The 20,484-nt window shown below is 45.7% G+C and carries 25 protein-coding genes and 1 tRNA gene; 15 read left to right on the forward strand and 11 right to left on the reverse strand.

All coding sequences use genetic code 11. The annotated features are described in order from the left end of the window. From dapB to HYR79_07285, 10 genes are all read right to left on the reverse strand, one after another. Positions 1-816, reverse strand: coding sequence for a 4-hydroxy-tetrahydrodipicolinate reductase (gene dapB / locus HYR79_07240; protein ID MBI1821489.1), 816 nt, complete (start codon positions 814-816; stop codon positions 1-3). Positions 817-835: 19 nt separating this feature from the next. Then, positions 836-1,720 carry a 4-hydroxy-tetrahydrodipicolinate synthase gene (locus HYR79_07245; GenBank protein MBI1821490.1) on the reverse strand — a complete coding sequence of 295 codons (885 nt, stop codon included), beginning with the start codon at positions 1,718-1,720 and terminating at the stop codon, positions 836-838. Between the two features lie 40 nt (positions 1,721-1,760). Next, the gene (locus HYR79_07250; protein ID MBI1821491.1) at positions 1,761-2,591 is read right to left on the reverse strand and encodes a diaminopimelate epimerase; all 831 of its coding nucleotides are present in this window, start codon (positions 2,589-2,591) and stop codon (positions 1,761-1,763) included. A gap of 34 nt (positions 2,592-2,625) precedes the next feature. Continuing rightward, positions 2,626-2,994 (reverse strand): hypothetical protein, encoded by a 369-nt coding sequence (locus tag HYR79_07255; protein MBI1821492.1) that lies wholly within the window; start codon positions 2,992-2,994, stop codon positions 2,626-2,628. A gap of 157 nt (positions 2,995-3,151) precedes the next feature. Beyond that, positions 3,152-4,408, reverse strand: coding sequence for a diaminopimelate decarboxylase (gene lysA / locus HYR79_07260; protein MBI1821493.1), 1,257 nt, complete (start codon positions 4,406-4,408; stop codon positions 3,152-3,154). A gap of 9 nt (positions 4,409-4,417) precedes the next feature. Next, entirely contained in the window at positions 4,418-4,597 is a 180-nt protein-coding gene (locus HYR79_07265; protein MBI1821494.1) for a lipoprotein, read from the reverse strand. A gap of 18 nt (positions 4,598-4,615) precedes the next feature. Continuing rightward, positions 4,616-6,007, reverse strand: coding sequence for an argininosuccinate lyase (gene argH, locus HYR79_07270; protein MBI1821495.1), 1,392 nt, complete (start codon positions 6,005-6,007; stop codon positions 4,616-4,618). After that, positions 6,008-7,210: an argininosuccinate synthase gene (locus HYR79_07275; GenBank protein ID MBI1821496.1), complete on the reverse strand. Its 1,203-nt coding sequence runs from the start codon at positions 7,208-7,210 to the stop codon at positions 6,008-6,010. It lies immediately after the preceding gene. A gap of 19 nt (positions 7,211-7,229) precedes the next feature. After that, entirely contained in the window at positions 7,230-8,180 is a 951-nt protein-coding gene (gene argF, locus HYR79_07280) for an ornithine carbamoyltransferase (protein MBI1821497.1), read from the reverse strand. Next, positions 8,177-9,379, reverse strand: coding sequence for an aspartate aminotransferase family protein (locus HYR79_07285; GenBank protein ID MBI1821498.1), 1,203 nt, complete (start codon positions 9,377-9,379; stop codon positions 8,177-8,179). Before HYR79_07285 ends, argF begins: the two co-directional genes overlap by 4 nt. A 275-nt stretch (positions 9,380-9,654) precedes the next feature. Between HYR79_07285 and rpsB the strand changes: the two genes are divergently transcribed. From rpsB to HYR79_07360, 15 genes are all read left to right on the forward strand, one after another. Beyond that, on the forward strand, positions 9,655-10,431 hold the full coding sequence (gene rpsB, locus HYR79_07290; protein ID MBI1821499.1) for a 30S ribosomal protein S2: 777 nt from the start codon (positions 9,655-9,657) through the stop codon (positions 10,429-10,431). A 73-nt stretch (positions 10,432-10,504) separates the two neighbouring features. Next, positions 10,505-11,101 (forward strand): translation elongation factor Ts, encoded by a 597-nt coding sequence (gene tsf, locus HYR79_07295; protein ID MBI1821500.1) that lies wholly within the window; start codon positions 10,505-10,507, stop codon positions 11,099-11,101. 33 nt (positions 11,102-11,134) lie between these two features. Next, positions 11,135-11,845, forward strand: a complete 711-nt coding sequence (locus HYR79_07300; protein ID MBI1821501.1) for a UMP kinase — start codon at positions 11,135-11,137, stop codon at positions 11,843-11,845. Positions 11,846-11,852: 7 nt separating this feature from the next. Further along, a complete protein-coding gene (frr, locus tag HYR79_07305) occupies positions 11,853-12,410 on the forward strand; it encodes a ribosome recycling factor (protein ID MBI1821502.1) in 558 nt (185 codons plus the stop codon). A gap of 72 nt (positions 12,411-12,482) precedes the next feature. Beyond that, positions 12,483-12,917, forward strand: coding sequence for a PA2779 family protein (locus tag HYR79_07310; protein ID MBI1821503.1), 435 nt, complete (start codon positions 12,483-12,485; stop codon positions 12,915-12,917). A gap of 24 nt (positions 12,918-12,941) precedes the next feature. Then, the gene (locus tag HYR79_07315; protein ID MBI1821504.1) at positions 12,942-13,517 is read left to right on the forward strand and encodes a C39 family peptidase; all 576 of its coding nucleotides are present in this window, start codon (positions 12,942-12,944) and stop codon (positions 13,515-13,517) included. Between the two features lie 91 nt (positions 13,518-13,608). Then, a complete protein-coding gene (locus tag HYR79_07320; GenBank protein MBI1821505.1) occupies positions 13,609-14,205 on the forward strand; it encodes a tetratricopeptide repeat protein in 597 nt (198 codons plus the stop codon). Next, positions 14,195-15,481, forward strand: a complete 1,287-nt coding sequence (gene alr / locus HYR79_07325) for an alanine racemase (GenBank protein MBI1821506.1) — start codon at positions 14,195-14,197, stop codon at positions 15,479-15,481. The genes HYR79_07320 and alr overlap by 11 nt, the downstream gene beginning before the upstream one ends. Then, the gene (locus HYR79_07330) at positions 15,478-16,251 is read left to right on the forward strand and encodes an ABC transporter permease (protein MBI1821507.1); all 774 of its coding nucleotides are present in this window, start codon (positions 15,478-15,480) and stop codon (positions 16,249-16,251) included. Before alr ends, HYR79_07330 begins: the two co-directional genes overlap by 4 nt. An 83-nt stretch (positions 16,252-16,334) precedes the next feature. Then, positions 16,335-17,084 (forward strand): ABC transporter ATP-binding protein, encoded by a 750-nt coding sequence (locus HYR79_07335; GenBank protein ID MBI1821508.1) that lies wholly within the window; start codon positions 16,335-16,337, stop codon positions 17,082-17,084. 13 nt (positions 17,085-17,097) lie between these two features. After that, the gene (locus HYR79_07340) at positions 17,098-18,537 is read left to right on the forward strand and encodes an MCE family protein (protein MBI1821509.1); all 1,440 of its coding nucleotides are present in this window, start codon (positions 17,098-17,100) and stop codon (positions 18,535-18,537) included. A 34-nt stretch (positions 18,538-18,571) separates the two neighbouring features. Next, on the forward strand, positions 18,572-18,910 hold the full coding sequence (locus tag HYR79_07345) for a cytochrome c (protein ID MBI1821510.1): 339 nt from the start codon (positions 18,572-18,574) through the stop codon (positions 18,908-18,910). A 71-nt stretch (positions 18,911-18,981) separates the two neighbouring features. Beyond that, entirely contained in the window at positions 18,982-19,740 is a 759-nt protein-coding gene (locus tag HYR79_07350) for an MBL fold metallo-hydrolase (protein ID MBI1821511.1), read from the forward strand. Positions 19,741-19,770: 30 nt separating this feature from the next. After that, a complete protein-coding gene (locus HYR79_07355; protein ID MBI1821512.1) occupies positions 19,771-20,052 on the forward strand; it encodes a DUF507 family protein in 282 nt (93 codons plus the stop codon). Positions 20,053-20,100: 48 nt separating this feature from the next. Then, positions 20,101-20,189, forward strand: a tRNA-Leu gene (locus HYR79_07360). Positions 20,190-20,353: 164 nt separating this feature from the next. Here the strand turns inward: HYR79_07360 and HYR79_07365 are convergent. Beyond that, the coding region (locus tag HYR79_07365; protein MBI1821513.1) for a helix-turn-helix transcriptional regulator at positions 20,354-20,484 on the reverse strand (131 nt) is incomplete at its 5' end.

Raw genomic sequence — 20,484 nt, forward strand, 5'->3', positions numbered from 1 at the left:
TCAGAGGCCCAGAACGGCTTCCATGTCATACAACCCCGGATCCCGGTCTGCCACCCACGCCGCCGCCATCAACGCTCCCTTTGCAAAATTGTCCCGGGAGGTCGCCTTATGGGTAATTTCCAAACGTTCCCCGATTCCCGCAAAATAAACCGTATGTTCCCCGACGATATCTCCCGCTCTTACCGATTGTATTCCGATCTCCTTCTTTCTTCGCTCGCCGATAATCCCCTCCCGGTGATAAACCGCAACATTCTCTATTTTTTCATCAATGGCTTTTGCCAAAATTTCCGCCATCCTGATTGCAGTTCCGCTGGGGGCATCTTTTTTCAGATGATGATGCAATTCCACAATTTCCATATCGTAATCCCAGCCTAACTTTAAGGCCACGTCATGCAAGACCTTAAACATCATATTGATGCCAATGCTCATATTTGGAGAGTAAACGACGGGAATATTTTCAGAGGCCTGATTCAGCATTTTTAATTGTGCTTTTGTCAGGCCGGTCGTTCCGATGACCAGGGGAATTTTATTTTTCTCAGCCCACGGTAAAGACGCCAGGGTTGACTCTGGAACCGTAAAGTCGATGCAAATTGTTTTTGTTTCGAGTTCCGACGGGAGCGTTGCTGAAACTTGAATTCCACTTTTTTCCAGGCCAACCGTTTCTCCTGCGTCTTTACCCACAAAGGGATGACCCGGAACTTCCACTGCGCCGGCCAGCCGAAAGTGTTTATCTTTTATCACAAGGGAGATCAATTGGCTCCCCATTCTACCGCCAGCCCCTTTGATCAAAACATTTACAGGTGTCCCTTTTGTCATTCTCTGCGGCCTTTTCTGATTAGATGAGTTTAAACTCTTTTAAAACCCTCTTTAACTTCTCCTGGTTTAAATCCGACAACGGCGTGAGAGGCAGGCGAAGATCGTTGGAACACTTTCCCATAAAATGAAGAGCCGCTTTGACGGGAATCGGATTTGTTTCAATAAACATCGCATCGTGAAGGGGAAGGTATTGATAATGAACCTCCCGGGCCTTCTCAATCTTCCCGTCATTGAACAAATGAATCATGCTCTGTAAAGCGTTTGGAAGGATATTTGCCGTAACCGAGATGACCCCCTTTCCTCCAATGGCCAGAATCGGGAGGGTTAACCCATCATCCCCTGACAGCAGCGCCAGGCGGTCTCCGCAAAGCCGGATAATTTCCATCATCTGAACCAGTGAGCCTGAAGCTTCCTTAATCGCGACAATCCTTTCAAATCCGGCCAGTCTTGCCACTGTTTCAGGAGCCATATTGACTCCGGTCCTCCCCGGAATATTATATAGAATTAAAGGAAGGCCTGTTTGATCGTGAATTTCTTTGTAATGCCGGTATAACCCTTCCTGGGTCGGTTTATTATAATAAGGCGTCATTAGCAGAGCGCCGTCTGCCCCGGCGTTTTCCGCAAACCGGGTGAGCATGATTGCTTCATCCGTGCTGTTTGAACCGGTACCGGCGATGACCTGAACCCTTCCCTTTACCGCTTTAATGGCAAAATCAATGACTTCCCTATGCTCCTCATGATTTAACGTGGCCGATTCTCCCGTAGACCCGCATGGAACGATTCCATCAACACCGGCAGAAACCTGAAATTCAATTAATTCGGCCATCGTTTTTGGGTCGAATTTTCCGTTTTTAAACGGCGTAATAATGGCCGTGATCACCCCTTTAAATTGGACTTTTTTCATCGTTATAACCTCATTATTTTTTTCTTTATTTTAACTGGATCTAATATTGCCAGGCGTCTTCGAAAAGAAAACCTTCAAAGACCGTCCTTGCATCCCCCTCGAGAAAAATTTTAGAAAACTCTCCCTGGGCCGCTTTAAAATAGATTTTTAAAGGAATGTTCCCTTTAGGATAAACAGTCACCGGAGAAGACATTTTATACACACGATGGCCCAATAATGCGGCCGCCGCAGCACCGGTTCCGCAGGCAAGGGTTTCAGCCTCAACTCCCCGTTCGTACGTGCGGATTCTCAGTTCATTTTCGTTTAAAATATCAACAAAATTGGCATTGGTTCCTTCAGGTAGAAAAATCGGATGGTTTCTTATCCTGGGACCGACGTCAGGAACATCGATTTGATCAATATCCTTCGCAAAGTGAATCCAGTGGGGAACACCCATGACCATGAAATGCCCTTCCCATCGTCGTTGTTTCAAAAACAAACCTTTATTCAATTCAATCTTTTGAGGATTCATCATGCTGACTTTAACGGTCTTTTTTTTAACCGTTGCTGAAACAAGCCCTCTTAGAGTTTCAAAGGTTAACTCAGGTTTCGCGATTTTCTTAAGGACCGCATAATAGGCCGCGCATCTTGCTCCGTTTCCGCAAAATGAAGCCTCTTCTCCGTCGGCATTTAAATAATGCCATTTAAAATCTGCTTTTGTCGAGTTTTCAATTAAAATCAGACCATCCGCGCCGACAGAAAGCCCTTTTTTACAGATCTTTTGAGTTAATTTCTGAATCGGAAGCCCTTTTAAAACATGATTGCGGTTATCGATCACGATAAAATCATTACCGCTCCCGCTCATTTTATGAAAATTAATTAAATTTCTCATGGTTTAATTGGGTCTGTCTATCGGGTTTTCAGATTTAATTCTTAAGAAGACTCTCCAGGGCCTGCACCTCTTCTCTTGTCATTTTCTTGTCTTCCATGATTTCACGCAGTTTGCTGCCGACCAGGGCGACTTTTTCTTTGGATTCAAAACTAGACTTTGCCGAATTGAAAAATTGATGAAGATTTAAAATGACCTCTTTTTTTTCTTCCGGATTGATTTCATCGGAGAGCTCTTTTTCAAAAATCCCCTGGTCCATAACAAACCTTTCAATCATATACACAGTTACTTTATCACCCTCAAAAGCTAAAAACAATAACGAAAACACACAGATACCGGAAACAATGATTAGAATTAAAAAAAAGAGTTTCCCTTTTTTTTGTTTTGGCTTTAGAGGTTGATCCATAAAGGTTATTTCTCATGTTAAAGGAGAAAACTCATGGGAAAAACAAGGAAAAGTGAAGCAACTGGCTTCGCCAGTGCGAAACCTAGCGAGCAAAGCGAGTGAGAGGGGGAAGCTTCATCCGGCTTTGCCGGTGAAGGGGGCGACGCGAGCCCCTATATTAGAGGAGACCGGGCGGAATTTTTTCGCGCCGGATTAAATCCTCATAATCTTCCCGCTCCCGGATGATCATATATTTGTCTCCCCGGACCAGCACCTCAGGAATATTAGGCCTTGAATTATAATGGGACGCCATTGAAAAGCCGTAGGCCCCTGCACCCATCACGGCCAGTAAATCACCGGCGACAAGTTCAATAATTTCACGGTCTTTCGCGAAAAAATCACCCGATTCGCAAACGGGACCCACAACATCCACTTTTCTTAAAGGCCTGTCTGTTTGAACAACCGGTTTAATCTCATGATAAGCCTGATATAAAGCCGGCCGGATTAAATCAGACATCCCCGCATCAACGACTAAAAAATTTTTTTCGGAGGACGCTTTCGTAAACAGCACCTGAGAAACGAGCGCCCCGGCATTCCCAACCAACGATCTTCCCGGCTCCAAAATGACCGTACAGCCAATTTCCCGGAGCAAAGGAGAAAGGGCTTCCGCCATCTGACCGGGAAGGGGAGGCGACTCGTGATCATAAGTAATTCCCAGACCACCTCCGATATCGAGAATGGAGATTTCAATTCCGTTGGCCCTGAGTTTGCGAATAAACTCCGCGATTTTGGTCAGAGCGTCCACAAAAGGCTTTAAATCGGTCAATTGAGAACCGATATGTTGATGAATTCCAACCACCTTAATGTGAGATAACGCGCGGGCCTCCAGATATCCATTCATCGCAAGGTCAATATCAATTCCAAACTTGCTTTGTTTCATTCCTGTAGAAATATAAGGATGGGTGAGGGGATCGATATTAGGATTAACTCTCAAAGCCACCGGCGCAATTTGACCTTCAGATTTTGCTACCTCATTGATCAGGGCAAGTTCCTGCGAAGACTCGACGTTAAACATTAAAATATTTGCCCGAAGGGCGGAGGCAATTTCTCCCCGCATTTTCCCGACACCGGCAAACACAATTTTTTCAGGGGGGATCCCGGCGCGAAGCGCTCTGAAAAGTTCCCCTCCCGAAACAATATCCGCCCCGCCGCCCAGATTGCCGAAGATTTTCAAAATGGACAGGTTGGAGTTGGCTTTTGCTGCATAGCAAATTAAATGAGGGAGTTCCTTAAAGGCGGTCTCAAAGGCCTTAAAATGGCGAACGAGGGTCTCATGACTGTACAAATAAAATGGCGTCCCGACGTCTGAAGCGATTTTGGAAATGGAAACGCCCTCGCAATACATTTCATTTTTTATATAATGAAAGTCATTCATATCACGAATTTAACACAAACGGATAACAAGGTGGCGGATTTCCTCAAGGGACGGGCTTCCGTGCCAGTTCAGGGCGTTCGCTTCGGGGGGAATAGGATCCCCCTTCCGCCCGCATCCCGCCAACAAAAATAAAATGACCAGAAACGCCGCCGTTTTTCCTAATTTTTTTTCTTTTAAAGAGTGTCTCAAAGAAAGTCTGCAGGTTGTTTAACGTCTTTTTCCCAGTTTTTCCAGCCTTTTGATCACCTGTGAGGTGGCCGTCCCTCCAATGACATTCCGTTTATTAATGGAAGAAGAAAGGCTGAGGTTCAAAATGTCTTTCTGAAAGAATTTAGAGAACGAGCGGTACTCTTTTAACGAAAGATCTTCAAGGTATTTCTCGTGTTCCATACAATAACGAACCAGTTTTCCAACCAATTCATGCGCTTTTCTAAAGGTCATTCCCTTCTCAACAAGGTAATCTGCGATATCGGTTGAAAGAAGATATCCTTTCTGCAACCCCTGAAGCATCCTTGGACGATTGACCTTTAGTTTTGATAAAAGTTCGGCATAAATCGATAAAACGTTCTTAACCAGGTCAATGGTTTCGAACAAGGGCTCTTTATCCTCCTGGAGGTCCCGATTATAAGCCAATGGAAGCCCCTTCATCATCGTCAGGGCGGAAAAAAGATTTCCATAGACCCGTCCGGTTTTTCCCCGAACCAGCTCCGGAATATCAGGATTTTTCTTTTGGGGCATCATACTGCTTCCCGTGCAAAACTCATCCGGAAGGTCGACAAATCCAAATTCCGTTGAGGACCATAAAATCAATTCCTCGCTTAAACGGGACAGATGCATCATCAGAACGGAGGCAAAGGAATGAAACTCAATCACGAAATCGCGATCGCTCACGGCGTCGAGGCTGTTCTGGCTGATTTCGGGAAAATCAAGGAGCCGGGCGGTATATTCCCGATCGAGGGGAAACCCGGGACCGGCAAGGGCTCCCGAACCCAGGGGCATGACATCGATCCGTTTTAATAAATCGATGAGCCTCTCTTGATCCCGCTCAACCATTTCATAATAGGCCAGAATATAGTGGGAAAAAAGGATCGGCTGAGCTTTTTGAAGATGGGTGTACCCGGGCATGATCACCTCTAAATGATCTTTGGCCAGATGAAAAAAAACTTCCTGCAGTCGGCCTAGCAGACCTGCGATTTCAAAGACTTCGTGCTTTAAATAAAGCCGCAAGTCCAAAACAACCTGATCATTCCGGCTTCGGCCCGTATGGAGTTTTTCTCCTGCCGGGCCTATTTTTTCGATTAACCGTTTTTCGATGCTCATGTGGATATCTTCAGACGCCTCCGAGAACTTAAATTTACCGGTTTCAATCTCTTTTAAAATCCCTTCCAGTCCCATGATAATTTTATTCCGTTCATTTGGAGTCATGATATTCGCCCGGCAGAGCGTTTTACAATGGGCAATACTTCCCTGAATATCTTGACGGTAAAGCCGCCGGTCAAAATGAATCGATGCCGTGAATTTTTCAACGCTGGAAAGGGTGGCTTCCTGAAAACGTCCGCCCCATAATTTTTTGTTCGCTCTGTTTTTCGGTTGGGTCATTTAAAAATCTTTAGATTGAAGTTTAAGGCGAAGTGCGTTGAGTTTAATAAACCCTTCAGCGTCTTTCTGATGGTAGACCTCTTCTTCATCAAAGGTTGCAAGGGTCTGATGGTAAAGGGACAGATCCGACTTTCGTCCGACCAGGTAACAATTCCCTTTATAGAGTTTGAGCCGCACCACTCCCGTGACCCGTTCCTGGCTTTGGTCTATCGCGGTTTGAAGCATCGTCCGCTCGGGAGAAAACCAATAGCCGTAATAGACCAGCTCTGCGTACCTTGAAATCCAGGAATCGCGCAAATGAAGGGTTTCCCGATCCATGGTCAGCGATTCAACGGCCCGGTGGGCTTTATGGAGGATGGTGCCTCCGGGTGTTTCATAAACTCCCCGCGACTTCATTCCGACGTAACGGTTTTCAACGAGGTCTACCCGGCCGATGCCATGTTTTCCGCCAAAACGGTTTAAAAGGCCGAGCGTTTCCGCGGGGGAATATTTTTTGCCGTTTACGGCCACAGGATTGCCCCGGTTAAATTCAATCTCGACGAATTGCGGTTTTTGGGGGGCCTTCTCCGGAGCAACCGTCATTTGAAACATCCCTGCCGGCGGTTCCATCCACGGGTCTTCCAGGATTCCCCCTTCGTAACTGGTGTGGAATAAATTACGATCAATACTGTAGGGTTTTGACCGGGTCGCCGAAATGGGGATTTTACGCGCTTTCGCGTAATCAATCAGGTCTCCTCTTGAACGGAACTCCCATTCCCGCCAGGGCGCGATAATTTTAACCGACGGCATGAGGGATAAATAGGTTAACTCAAACCGGACCTGGTCATTTCCCTTCCCGGTTGCCCCGTGGGCAACGGCGTCTGCTTTCTCTTTCCGGGCGATTTCAATCTGTTTCTTGGCAATGAGAGGACGGGCGATTGAGGTGCCCAACAGATATTCCCCTTCATAAATGGCCTCGGCTCTCAGCATGGGAAACACAAAATCTTTAACAAACTCCTCCCGCAGGTCTTCCATATAAACTTTATCCGCGCCGGTTTTCAGGGCCTTTTCCTTCACGCCTTGCAAATCCTCTTCCTGGCCCAAATTGGCGCAAAAGGCGATGACCTGACAGCGGTAATTTTCTTTTAACCAGGTAATGATGACTGACGTATCGAGCCCGCCTGAGTAAGCCAGGACGACTTTCTTAACTTTAGGTTGGGTCATAAGAACATTTTCCTGGTCGTTATCGGGCGCTTGACGGAGTTTTTTTCGGCGATTTAAGGAACATTTCCAATAGAGCTTTCTGGAGATGGAGCCGGTTTTCAGCCTGTTCGAAAATCACGGATCTGGAACTTTCCATCACCTCTTCTGTTATTTCCTCCCCGCGGTGGGCGGGTAAACAGTGCATCACCAGAACTTGAGGGTCAGCCAGTTTCAAAAAGGACGCATTAACCTGATAGGGTCTAAAAACATCCTTCATTTTATTTTTTTCCATTTCCTGGCCCATACTCACCCAGACATCGGTATAGAGAATATTGGCGTTCCGGGCGGCGGCCTTCGGATCGGTTGTGACTTCGACACGGGATCCATGCTTTTCCGCTTCAACTTGCGCCGCCTTAACAATCTCTTCCCTGGGTTGAAAACCCTTTGGAGAGGCAATGATGACATTCATTCCGACCTTCGAGGCCCCTTCTAAAATAGAATGAGCCACATTATTTCCGTCCCCAAAATAAGCCAGGGTCAACCCTTTCAAATTCCCTTTTTTTTCGCGTATCGTCATCAGATCGGATAAAATCTGGCAGGGATGATGAAGGTCGGTTAACCCGTTAATCACCGGGATCGTCGCATAACGAGCCCATTCTTCGACAACCTCCTGGGCAAACGTTCGAATCACGAGACCATCGATATAAGAAGAAAGAACCCGTGCGGTGTCTTTAATGGTCTCTCCCCTTTGGAGCTGGATATCGTAAGTTGATAGAAAAATCGAATGCCCCCCGAGCTGGGCCATCGCCACCTCGAAAGAAACCCGCGTTCGAGTCGAAGCTTTTTCAAACAGCAAACCGAGGGTTTTCCCTTTTAGGTGGGGGTGAAGAATATCCTTTTTAAGCTCTTCTTTTAAATCCTGCGCCCGTAAAAGGAGAATTTCAATTTCGTCGAGCGTCAGGTTGTTTAAGGACAGGAGGTCTCGTTTCATTTCACTTCGATCTTTTCAAAAACAGATTCCAATATTTCAATAAATTCCTCCGCGTTTTCCTCGGTTGAATTTAAAGGTGGAGCGAAACGAAGAATGCGTTCAGCGGTGCAATTAATCAATAAACCTGCGTCCAGGCAGCTTAAAACAATCGGGCGCCCTTCAATGAGAAGCTCCATTCCGATTAATAGACCTTTTCCCCTGACCTCTTTAATAAACGAATAACGGGACTGTAATTTCATTAATTTTTCCAGAATAAACGCCCCCAGACGCCGGCAATTCTCCAGAATAAAATGGTCGGCGGTCAGCGTTTCAACCACGACCAATCCCGCGCTGCAGGCCAGAGGATTTCCTCCAAAGGTCGAGCCATGGGAGCCATGGGAGAAAACTTTATTGATAGGGTTTTTCGCGATCATTGCCCCGATCGGGACCCCTCCGCCTAAACCTTTGGCAAGGGTCAAAATGTCCGGAGTTATTCCGGAATATTCATAGGCAAAAAGGGAGCCCGTCCGCCCCAGGCCGGTTTGAATTTCATCAAAAATCAGGAGCAGACCATGGCGGTCTGCCAGTTCACGCAACCCTCTTAAATAACGGGAGGAAGGGACAATAATCCCCCGCTCCCCTTGAATCGGCTCCACCAGAATAGCCGCGGTTTTCGCGGAAATCGCTTTTTCTACCGCATCAAGATCATCATAATTCACATAAACGAAGCCAGGGAGAAGAGGTTCGTACCCGTGATGAAGTTTTTCCTGACCCGAAGCGCTTAACCCTCCGTAGGTCCTTCCGTGAAAAGAACCGTTCATCGTAATAAATTCGTAGCGGTCGGTTTTCCCTTCGGCTTTAAAATACTTTCGGACAAGTTTTAGCGCCGCTTCATTGGCCTCCGTCCCGCTGTTGCAGAAAAAGACCTTTCCCTCAAAGGTCATTTCGACCAGTTTTTTGGCTAAAAAGATCTGAGGCTCGCTATAATAGAGATTAGACGCATGGATCAAACGCTGAGCTTGCTTTTGTAATGCGACTGTAATGGGAGGAAAACAATGACCCAGGCTGTTGACGGCGATCCCGCTGATAAAATCCAGATACTCCTTGCCCTCCGGATCATAAACTTTATTACCTCTCCCTTTCTTGATAACCAGAGGAGAACGGTTGTAGGTTCCCATAATATATTGATTGGAAAGACGGATCAACTCTTCCGATGACATGGCTTTTCTTACCTTTTCCCCTGTGCTTTTAAACTTTAAAAAATTTCAACATACCACTATTGACCCGGGAAAAACAATCCTAAATTTATTATTTAACTTGAAAAAGGTGGAGTTTTGTGTTAATTTCCTAAGGCTTATAAATTTCTCACGCACCTTTTTCTTTATCCGGGTCTCTTTTGAGAAGGATAAAGCAGCCCGGCAGATTAAACGTTTGTTTTTTCAGCGCCCGAGGCGCAAGGATGCGGCGGTCTAACCCTATTTAAGGAGTGTTTACAATGTCTCAACTGGCAATGAAGGATCTTTTAGAAGCGGGCGTCCATTTTGGTCATCAGACCAAGCGGTGGAACCCGAAAATGAAAAAATTTATCTATGGCGAACGAAATCAAATCTATATCATTGATCTGCAGCAAACGGTTAAACTCTTTGATCAGGCCTATCAATTTGTCAAAAATACCGTGGCCAACGGAGAGTCGGTTCTCTTCGTGGGGACGAAGCGGCAGGCCGAGAGTATTATTCAGGAAGAGGCCAAACGCTGTGAAATGTTTTTTGTCAGCCACCGGTGGCTTGGAGGCATGCTGACCAATTTTCAAACCATCAGAAAGAGCATCGACAAATTAAAAAAACTGGAAGCGACAAAGGCAGACGGAACGTTTGAAAAATTGACGAAAAAAGAGGTCTCTCATCTGGAAAAAGAAATGGCCTCTCTCGAGAGAGCCCTGGGAGGAATTAAAGACATGAAACGTCTTCCCGGAGCTATTTTCATCATCGATACTAAAAAAGAGAGCATCGCCGTCATGGAAGCCAACCGCCTGGGGATCCCCACGGTCGCAATTATCGACACGAATTGCAATCCCGATGAGATTGACTATGTCATCCCCGGAAACGACGATGCCATCCGTTCCATCAAGTTAATCACTTCTCGCATTGCGGACGCCATCATTGAGGGGAAACAACTCCGGGCGGCCAAGTCTCACAAGGAAGAAGTTAAACCGGCTCCCCTTTCTCAATCTGAAATCAGCATTGAAGAGGAAAAGAAAGAAGCGCCCGTTTAAAGACACCGGGTTGAATGGGTTTGACTGAAAAAAATTAAAACGAAAACAAGGATTTAAGGGCATCCCTATGGCAGTGATCGACGCAAATATTGTAAAAGAGCTTCGCGAAAAAACCGGCGCTGGAATCATGGATTGCAAGACCGCACTTTCCCAGACAGGCGGAGACGTTGAAAAGGCCATTGTCTATCTAAGAGAAAAAGGGACTTTACAGGCTGCCAAAAAATCAGAAAGACAAACAACCGAGGGGATTATCGGCTCTTACGTTCATTCCGGCGGAAAAATCGCTGTTTTAGTCGAAGTCAATTGTGAAACTGATTTTGTGGCAAGGAATGAAGAGTTTCAGGAGTTGGTCAAGGACCTTGCGATGCAGGTGGCGGGAAGCTTTCCCGAGCCTCTTTACGTTTCAAAAGAAGAAGTCCCTTCAGAAATTTTAGAAAAAGAAAAACAAATTTATATCAAACAGGCTGAAGGATCAGGGAAGCCTCCGGCTGTTATTGAAAAAATAGCTTCAGGAAAACTCGACAAGTATCTTTCAGAAATCTGCCTTTCTGAACAGTCCTTCATCAAAAATCCGGACATTAAAATCAAAGACCTGCTAAACCAGAAAATCGCAAAAATAGGTGAAAACATCCAGATCAAGAGATTCGTTAAATATAAAGTCGGAAATTAAGCGAAAAGCCCATTTTATTCTGCGGACGGTTGAGTGTATAAAAGGATCCTGTTAAAGATTAGCGGCGAAGCCCTGGCGGGAGAACAGGGGTACGGAATAGACCCCAAGATTCTGGAACTCATTGGTGAAGAAATAAAAGAGATTGTTCAACTCGGAACTGAAATCGCGATCGTCATCGGCGGCGGGAACATCTTTCGAGGCATTGCGGCCAGCGCTCAAGGCATGGAGCGGACCTCGGCAGATTATATGGGAATGCTCGCCACCGTACTCAATGCCCTGGCTCTTCAAAATATCCTCGAAAAAAAACAGGTTTATACCCGCGTCCAATCGGCGATTGAAATGAGACAGCTTGCGGAACCTTACATTCGACGGCGGGCGATAAGACACCTGGAAAAAAAAAGAGTCGTCATTTTTGCCGGCGGAACAGGAAACCCCTATTTTTCAACTGACACGGCGGCGGTTTTGCGCGCCATGGAAATCGGAGCCAATGTCATTTTAAAAGGGACAAAGGTCGACGGCATCTACGACCAGGATCCGATGAAATATCACGAAGCCAAACAATTCCAGAGCCTTACCTTTTCAGATGTCCTAAAAAAGGAGCTGAAAGTTATGGATACGACGGCCATTACTTTATGTATGGACAACAACCTTCCCATTATTGTATTTAACATTAAAATCAACGGAAATATTAAAAAAGTGGTTTCAGGGGGGAAAATCGGGACCCTTGTGCATATGAACGGATGACAAAAAAATGAATCCTGAAATTAAAAAAAATTTGCAGGAAAAAACCAACGCCGCCATGGAACATTTTCGAAAAGAAGTGGCCGGAGTTCGCACGGGCCGCACCTCTTTAGCTTTTCTTGACGGAGTAAAAGTCAACTTCTATGGAACCCTGACCCCGGTAAAACAGGTCGGAACCCTGAATATATCCGACAGCCGGACCATCATTATTTCTCCATGGGATACCACCCTTATTCCTGAAATTGAAAAAGGAATCCAGCAGTCTGATCTGGGAATAACCCCTTCTAACGACGGAAAGGTCATCCGGCTCAGTTTCCCCCCGCTCACTGAAGAGCGCCGGAAAGAACTTGTTAAACATATCAAGAAGATCGGGGAAGAAAATAAGGTCCATATTCGGAATATCCGGCGGGATACCAACGACGAGCTCAAAAAACAACAAAAAGAAGGAAAAATCTCCGAAGATGAATTAAGAAAAAATCAGGACGAAGTCCAGAAACTGATTGACCAAAATATATTAAAACTGGACGAACTCATTCAGAAAAAAGAACATGAAATCCTGGAGGTTTAGTAGAAAAAAATTCAATGACCTGGCTTCGCTGCGGAATCGCTCGCGAGCAAGCTTTGTGGGAGGCTTAACCTAATGAAATCTTCTTTCAAAAATTCTTTTTTAAATAAAACGGTTGTCCTTTATTTATGTATGGCTATTTTGTTGATCGGCGCGTTTCCCGCCGATTTATTTGCGATGTTCCTTTCATCTTCGTCCCCTGCGGAGGCTAATCCATTCAGCATGTTCTCTGCCAACAGAGAACATGATATCAAAAATGTTCAGAAAATCCTTGAAACAAAACTCCTTCAGCAGAGACTAAAAGACCTGGGTTTGACTGCGGAACAGATTTCCAGCCGAATCAGCCAGTTAACCGATGCGCAACTGCACCAAATCTCGTCAAAAATCGATTCAATGCAAACCGGAGGAGGGGGTGATGGTTTAGGCGTCATTATCGCTCTCCTGGTCATTGCCATCCTGGTTGTTGTTCTTTTACAGGTATCCGGCCATAAGGTCATTATTACCCGATAAATCACCGCATCAGAAACGGTTTATTTGAAAAAAACTGGTTTTCTCATTCCTTTTCTCGTTTATTCAATTCTGCTCACTTTTATTTTCGTCCTTATTGGCTGTACGCATAACGAAAGACCTGACATCACCAACCAGTTTCCTGACAAGGCCTTTTTAATCCCGGGGGTGCCTTTTTTCCCCCAAAAGGACCAGTTCTGCGGGCCTGCGTCTCTGCAATCTGTTTTTGCCTACTGGGGCCGATCTTTTAATCAAGAAGAAATTTCCAAAGAAATCTTTATCCCTCAATTAAAAGGCACGTTGAACTTTGATCTCGTCAATTTTGCCGCGGTCCACGGTTTCCTGGCAGAAACACCTGCGGGAACCCGGGAAGAATTAGAAGGGCAGATCAGACAAAAACATCCTGTCATTGCGTTCCTGAACCTGGGGAACAATTTATTTCCTCTGGGTCATTATATTGTGATCATCGGTTATGACCTTTCAAAAAAAGAAATTATTTTTCATTCAGGCCAAAATGAATTTAAACGAATGTCATATCCTGCTTTTTTAAACCAATGGAAGAGCACCGATGACTGGATGCTCGTTGTATTGCCAGGGGTTTAGACGGAACGAAAGACCCATGTTTTTATTTTTCTCCTTTTTCCAATATGTTATGATTGGACTAGTTGTTACGATGACAAGCGGATGCGGCCATTTGCCAAAAATCGTCGTGTTACATGATCCTCTATCCGCGGAGGAACATTTTCAACTGGCTTTGACCTATGAAAGGAAAAAAGAGTACGACCTTGCGCTGAAGGAATACGAGGAGGTCCTTAAGAAAAAACAGTTCCGCGAAGAGTCCTACACGAATATGGCGAATATTTACCTGGCTCAGGGAAAAGCCGGTCTTGCGGAAGAGTTTTATCAAAAATCAATCCGGATAAATCCTTCTTATGGCAAGGCTTATAATAATCTCGCCTGGCTCTATTTGACCCAAAACGAGAAATTAGATCAGGCCGAACAGCTTCTCCTCGATGCCATTAACAGAGACCCTCGGTTATCCCCTGATTTTCTCGACACGCTCAGTTTCGTTTACGAAAAAGAAGGCCGATGGGACAAAGCCTTGGAAACTTTAAAAAAAGCCGAATCGGCTGGATTTGACGACCGCCCTGAGGAAGCCATTCAATTTTATCAACATCTGGAAAAAGTTCTGACCTTTTTAGGCCAGTTAACCGACGCCGCCCAGGCTCATCAAAAAATGACGACCTTGCAAAACCAAATGAATCAGGAAATTTCAGCGCATGGCCATTAAAACCTCCAAAATTTCTTCAATAGAAAAAAAAGGCTTTTCCCCAACCATTGCGGAAATTGACTTAAACGCCCTTCTTCATAACCTGGAACAGGTTCAAAAAGTATCCGGCCCGAATCGCTCGATTATTGCCGTTGTTAAGGCAGATGCCTACGGACATGGGGCAATCAAGGTTTCACAGACTCTGGAAGCCGCAGGGGTTAAAACCCTCGGCGTCGCCCTGGTCCAGGAAGGAATCGAACTTCGACAGGCGGGCATTCGCGTTCCGATTTTGATTATGGGAAGCATTTTAAAGGAACAAATTCAATCTCTATTTGAGTTTCAACTCACTCCGGTTCTGTTTCAAACGCCTTTGATTCCCCTTCTTGAAAAAGAGGCCGAGAACCGCGGAATGACCCTCCCCGTCCACCTTAAGATCGATACGGGAATGGGTCGTTTAGGAATTCAACCTCTTGAAATTCGGCCTTTTCTCAAAGAAATCCTGGCAAATAAGAGAATACGAATTGAAGGGATCATGACGCATTTTGCGGACGCCGACCAAACCAGGCCGGAAAATACAAAAAAACAATTGCTGCTCTGGAATAAAATCATGGAAGAACTGCGGGAATTCAACGTCAACCCTCCTGATATCCATCTATCCAACAGCGCGGCCATTTTGTCCCTCCCCGGCGTTTACTCCAATCCAGTCCGGCCCGGCCTGATGCTTTATGGCTACTCCTCTCTCAAAGACCCCCCTCTTTTTTTAGAACCCGTATTGAGTTTTAAAACCCGCGTCGTACACCTGAAAACGGTTCCACCGGACACACCGATCAGTTACGGCGGAACGTTTGTTACGTCCCGCCAAAGCGTCATAGCAACGATTGCGGTCGGATACGCAGACGGGTATTGGAGAGCCCTATCGAACTCCGGAAAGGTCTTGATTCATGGAACCCGCGCGCCTGTCGTCGGGAGGGTCTGCATGGATATGACCATGATTGACGTCACGGGGATCCCAAACATCCATATGGGAGATGAAGTCGTCCTGATTGGGAAACAGGGAGAAGATTTTATCTCCGCCGAAGAAGTCGCTGAATGGGTTGGAACCATTTCCTATGAGATCCTTTGCGGAATCGGGAAAAGAGTCCCGCGGGTGTATCAAGGGGCTCACGTCGCCCCCTCAACCGGCAAAGCCGGATTGAGCCTCCCCCTCTCGCTCGCTTTGCTCGCTGGGTATATTTTAAAAGGGGCTCACGTTACCTTTTCATGGAGTTTCCTCGCTTTGCTTGCTGGGTATCTATGAAAAGCCAGCTCGAAAAAATAGGCCGGCCAACACTCGATTTTTTAAAAAAAGTCGGGGCCGCCTTTACGATGTTTTTTCAGGCCCTCAGATGGACCTTTACACCTCCCATTTATTTCAGAAATATCCTTCAGCAAATGGAAGTCATCGGGGTTCAATCGATTCCCGTTGTATTAATCACTGCCCTCTCAACAGGAATGGTGCTGGCCCTTCAAAGTCATACCGGATTTAAGCGGTTTCACGCGGAGAACCTGGTGGGAACGGTTGTCGCCCTCTCCCTCACGCGTGAACTGGGACCTGTGTTAACCGGTCTCATCGTTGCAGGCCGTGCGGGCGCAGCCATGGCGGCAGAACTGGGAACGATGAGGGTCACCGAACAAATCGACGCCCTGAGCACTCTTGCCGTAAATCCGGTTAAATATCTGATCATCCCCCGCCTCATCGCGGGGTTTATCATGCTGCCTATTTTAACCATTTTTGCCGATATGATCGGAATTATCGGCGGGTATTTTGTTTCTGTAGAAACTCTGTCGGCAAATCCGGTCATCTATCTTCGTCGTACAACCGAATTTCTTGAAGGAAATGATATTTTTGGGGGCTTGCTTAAAGCCTGTGTGTTTGGTATCTTGATTTCCATCATTTGTTCATACAAAGGATTTACGACAGAAGGGGGAGCGGTGGGAGTTGGAAAAGCGACCACCGGCGCAGTGGTGCTCTCTATGATTTTGATCATCGTTTCTGACTACTTTTTAACAAACCTTTTGTTTAAATAAGCAAGGATCAGGCTTTGCCAGTCCGAGCGCGGGGTTCGGGGGCATTGAGAGTGATTCTCTCGAAGGCCCCCGAATATAATAGATTGATAGAGATTTTAGATATCCACAAATCCTTTAACAGCCACCACGTCCTTTCCGGCGTTAATCTGAAAATCGAAACGGGCGAGAGCATGGTCGTTCTGGGGGGAAGTGGAACCGGTAAGAGCGTCTTATTAAAAATCATCATGGGTCTCTTAAAACCCGACCAGGGACAAGTCTTCATTGACGGACAGGACATCATTCCCCTTAAGGAAGAAGGATTAGGGGAAATCCGTAAAAAATTTGGAATGCTCTTCCAGGGAGCCGCTTTATTTGATTCTTTGTCCGTGTGGAAAAATGTTGGGTTTGGCCTCATGGAACATACCTCTCTGAGCAAGAAAGAGATTAGAGACATTGCGACTCAGAAGCTGGCAATGGTCGGCTTGAAAGATATTGAGGATAAAATGCCTGCGGAACTCTCCGGTGGAATGAAAAAAAGGGTTGGATTGGCAAGAGCCATAGCAATGAACCCTGAAATCATCCTGTACGACGAACCGACAACGGGATTAGATCCGATTATGGCAGACGTGATCAATGAACTCATTATCAAGCTGAAACATGAAATTAACGCCACCTCGGTGGCCATCACCCATGACATGACCAGCGCGTATAAAATCGGAGACCGGCTCGCGCTTTTGTATCAAGGAAAAATCCACCGGACAGGAACGTCTGATGAATTTAAATCCAGCGAAGATCCGGTGGTCCATCAATTCGTAACGGGGTCTTCCGTTGGCCCGATAGAAGTGACTTTCTGAGAGATAAAAACCAATGAAGGGATTCACCACAGAGGCAAAGGTAGGATTGGTCGTTATTGTCGGCGCCATTTTATTGGCCTATATGTCGGTGAAAATTGGCCTCTACCGGATCGGAAAAGAATCAGGGTATCGAATTTTTGTTCATTTTGACTCGGCGGCGGGACTGGATAGGAAAACGCCGATTCGGTTGGCCGGTGTTGAAATAGGAAAAGTGGAAACGCTCGAGCTGGTTGACAGTAAAGCGAGAGTTACCTTTTTAATCCAGCCGGAAGTTAAGGTTCATAAGGGAGGCGCCGCCGTCATCAGGGCTTCAGGATTACTGGGGGAAAAATACGTCGATTTAATCCCTGGAAAAGAAAAAGGTTACCTTTCAGAGGGCGACACGATCCAACAGAGCGAAGCCCTGGGCGACCTGGAAACCCTGATCGCAAAGTTTTCGGATATCGGGACCGACATTAAAGCGGTGACCCGAACCCTCCGGGAGGTTGTCGGCTCGACCAAAGGGGAGGAGGATCTTAAAGCCATCCTCGCAAATTTTAAAAGTTTCACCGAACATATCGATCAACTCATCACTGACAATCAGGAAGCGGTCGGAGAAACGGTTGAAAATTTTAAAGATTTTTCCGAGGTCATCAATAAAGACATCCCGGGTCTGGTCAACAGCTTAAAGACGGTCGCCAACGACCTGGAATCAGGCAAGGGCACATTCGGAAAACTCCTGCACGACGACCAGCTTTATGAAAAATTAAATTCCGCGATGAGTAACATTCAAAAAATTACCGAAAAAATAGGAAACGGCGAAGGAACCATCGGGAAATTAGTCACTGATGAAAAAGCCTATGAAAAGTTAAATAGTGCCCTGGAGGGATTAAACAACACGCTGGGGCGGATAGAACGATTTAAAACAACCGTTGGAATTCGAAACGAATATCAAATGGATACCACACGAAAAAATAAGGGTTATTTTTTCGTTAAGCTGGCGCCCAGGGTGGACAAATATTATCTGTTAGAAGTCGTTGACGATCCGAGGGGAAGCGTCAACACCGTGACCCGCGACCAAACCGTCGCCGGAACAACCGTCACGACCACAGATGTAACGACTGAAAGAAAATTAAAACTCACCCTGGAAATGGGAAGACGATACAGCGGCCTTGACCTTCATCTCGGACTCATTGAAAACAGTTTTGGAGCGGGAGCAGACTATTTATTTTTTAATGATCAGCTGAAACTGGGCGTTTCCGCGTGGGATTTTAACAGCGCCGACACTCAAAGTTCAAAACCTCATTTAAAGGCAGTGGCTTCTTATACCTTCCTCAAACATATTTTCCTGCAAACAGGATATGACCAAATACTGAATTCAGACTTAAAAACGGCGTTTATCGGCGCCGGATTGACCCTTGAAGATGACGATATCAAATATTTATTAGGCAGTGTGGCCGGATCCATTAAATAAAGAAATCAAACCTCACAAAACCAGGGGGACGGATATGATTAAAAAGATAATTCTGAGCGTTTGTATTTCTTTAACCGGTTTTTTCTTTTTGACCGGAGAGACCGGATCACCCGGGGATCCCAAGCCTGGCAAGGCCATTTTTGAAAAAAACTGCACCTCATGCCATGGAAAAAAAGGAGAAGGCCTTGGCCCTGTCGCGCGAATGCCGAATTTCTCAGATAAGGCTTATCAGGAGAGCCGGACGAACCAGCAGTTATTTGAAAAAATTAGCAACGGCGGACAGGGAAGCGGCATGCCGGCCTGGGAAAAAACATTAACCATTCAAGATCGGTGGAACGCTGTGGCCTATATTCGAACCCTGGCCACCCATTAAGTCAGGCAGCTGAAATAATCCAATTGCGGCGTTTTTGAAAGGGGTGCAAAATTAAATTACGGGTTTGTGTTTTGGGAAGCGGAAGTCATGGCAATTCCGTTTACGTGGAAAGCCCTCATACCCGGATTTTAATCGATGCCGGATTCAATGCTTCTCAGACCGCCCAACGGCTTTCCGCTTTAGGTGTCTCACTCGAGCAACTGGATGCGGTTTTATTAACGCATGAGCATGCAGATCATGCTCAGGGGATAAAATCGATTACCCACCGGGTTTCTGTCCCCTGTTATACCAATGAAAAAACCCGAACGGCCTGTAAACCGTTGGAAAAGGTTGCCTCTTTAGCGGAGTTTCACACAAACGAACCATTTCAAATTAAAGACTTTTTGATTTATCCCTTTTCAGTGCCTCACGATGCCTCAGATACGGTCTGTTTTACGATTCAATACGAAGAGTGGAAGGTTGGAATTGCAACCGACTTTGGCATGATCAACCCCTTCGTGGTTAATGCTCTTCAAAAAACCGATATTCTGGTTTTAGAATTTAACCACGACCTTGAATTATTAGAAAAAGGACCTTATCACCTTTCTTTAAAAGAAAGAATTCGGGGCGATTACGGGCATCTCTGCAACGAAGACTCTGCTTCATTACTCAGGCAACTTCTCCATCCCTCTTTGCGCCATGTTTACCTGGCTCACTTAAGTAAGGCGAATAACACTCATGAAGTCGCCTATTTAACGGCATCCAAAGTCATTCAGGAATCGGCGATGGAAACGACGGCGCTTCATTTAACCTGGCAGGACTTCATCAGCCCTGTTGCTTCTTTACAATGATGGCGGAAATAAAAAGAGGAGCGCCCTTCCTTGCGTTTAACTAAAAATCAAATCTCAATGATGGCAAAAAATATGGTGGAACATCTTTTGCACCAAAAGATGATAAAACCATTGGTTGAAAAAGAAAAACTGATTGCATTAATTGAAAACACCATCACTGGCGATTTTATGGTAGAGGAACAGCTGAACCAGGAAGTTCGCGAGCTGATGAAAAACTATTCAGAGCAGATTGAAAAAGGTGAAGTCGATTATAACCGGTTGTTCCAGATGATTAAGCAGAAACTTGCCAAAGAACGCGGCCTGGTTCTTTAAAAATCTTGACAGACTGCCAAAGAAAGTTCTAAATTAGTCTTTTTAAATGCCGGAGTGGTGGAATTGGTAGACACAAGGGACTTAAAATCCCTCGCCTGGCGACGGGCGTGCCGGTTCGAGTCCGGCCTTCGGCACCATACATTTCCCCTATAAAATCAATCATTATTGGCACAGAGGGCTCTTATTCCACAAAGGGGCAGCGTTCGTCACGTTTGAACCTGCAATACAAGGTAATTTATCTTGTTGAGAAAGAAAATGTGACAGTTCTTGTTTTTGAGATCACACCCCACAGGGTAGAGGGTCAGGTCTTTATTATTGAATTTTCCATCTTATTCCCATTGACAATCCGGCTAACGGAAGAGTAATGCATCTCCAAATAATCTGCAACCTCCCTCTGACTGTATCCATACTCTTCCACCGCTTTCCGGATGA

The sequence above is a fragment of the Nitrospirota bacterium genome (genome assembly GCA_016178585.1).
Lineage (GTDB): Bacteria > Nitrospirota > Nitrospiria > JACQBW01 > JACQBW01 > JACOTA01.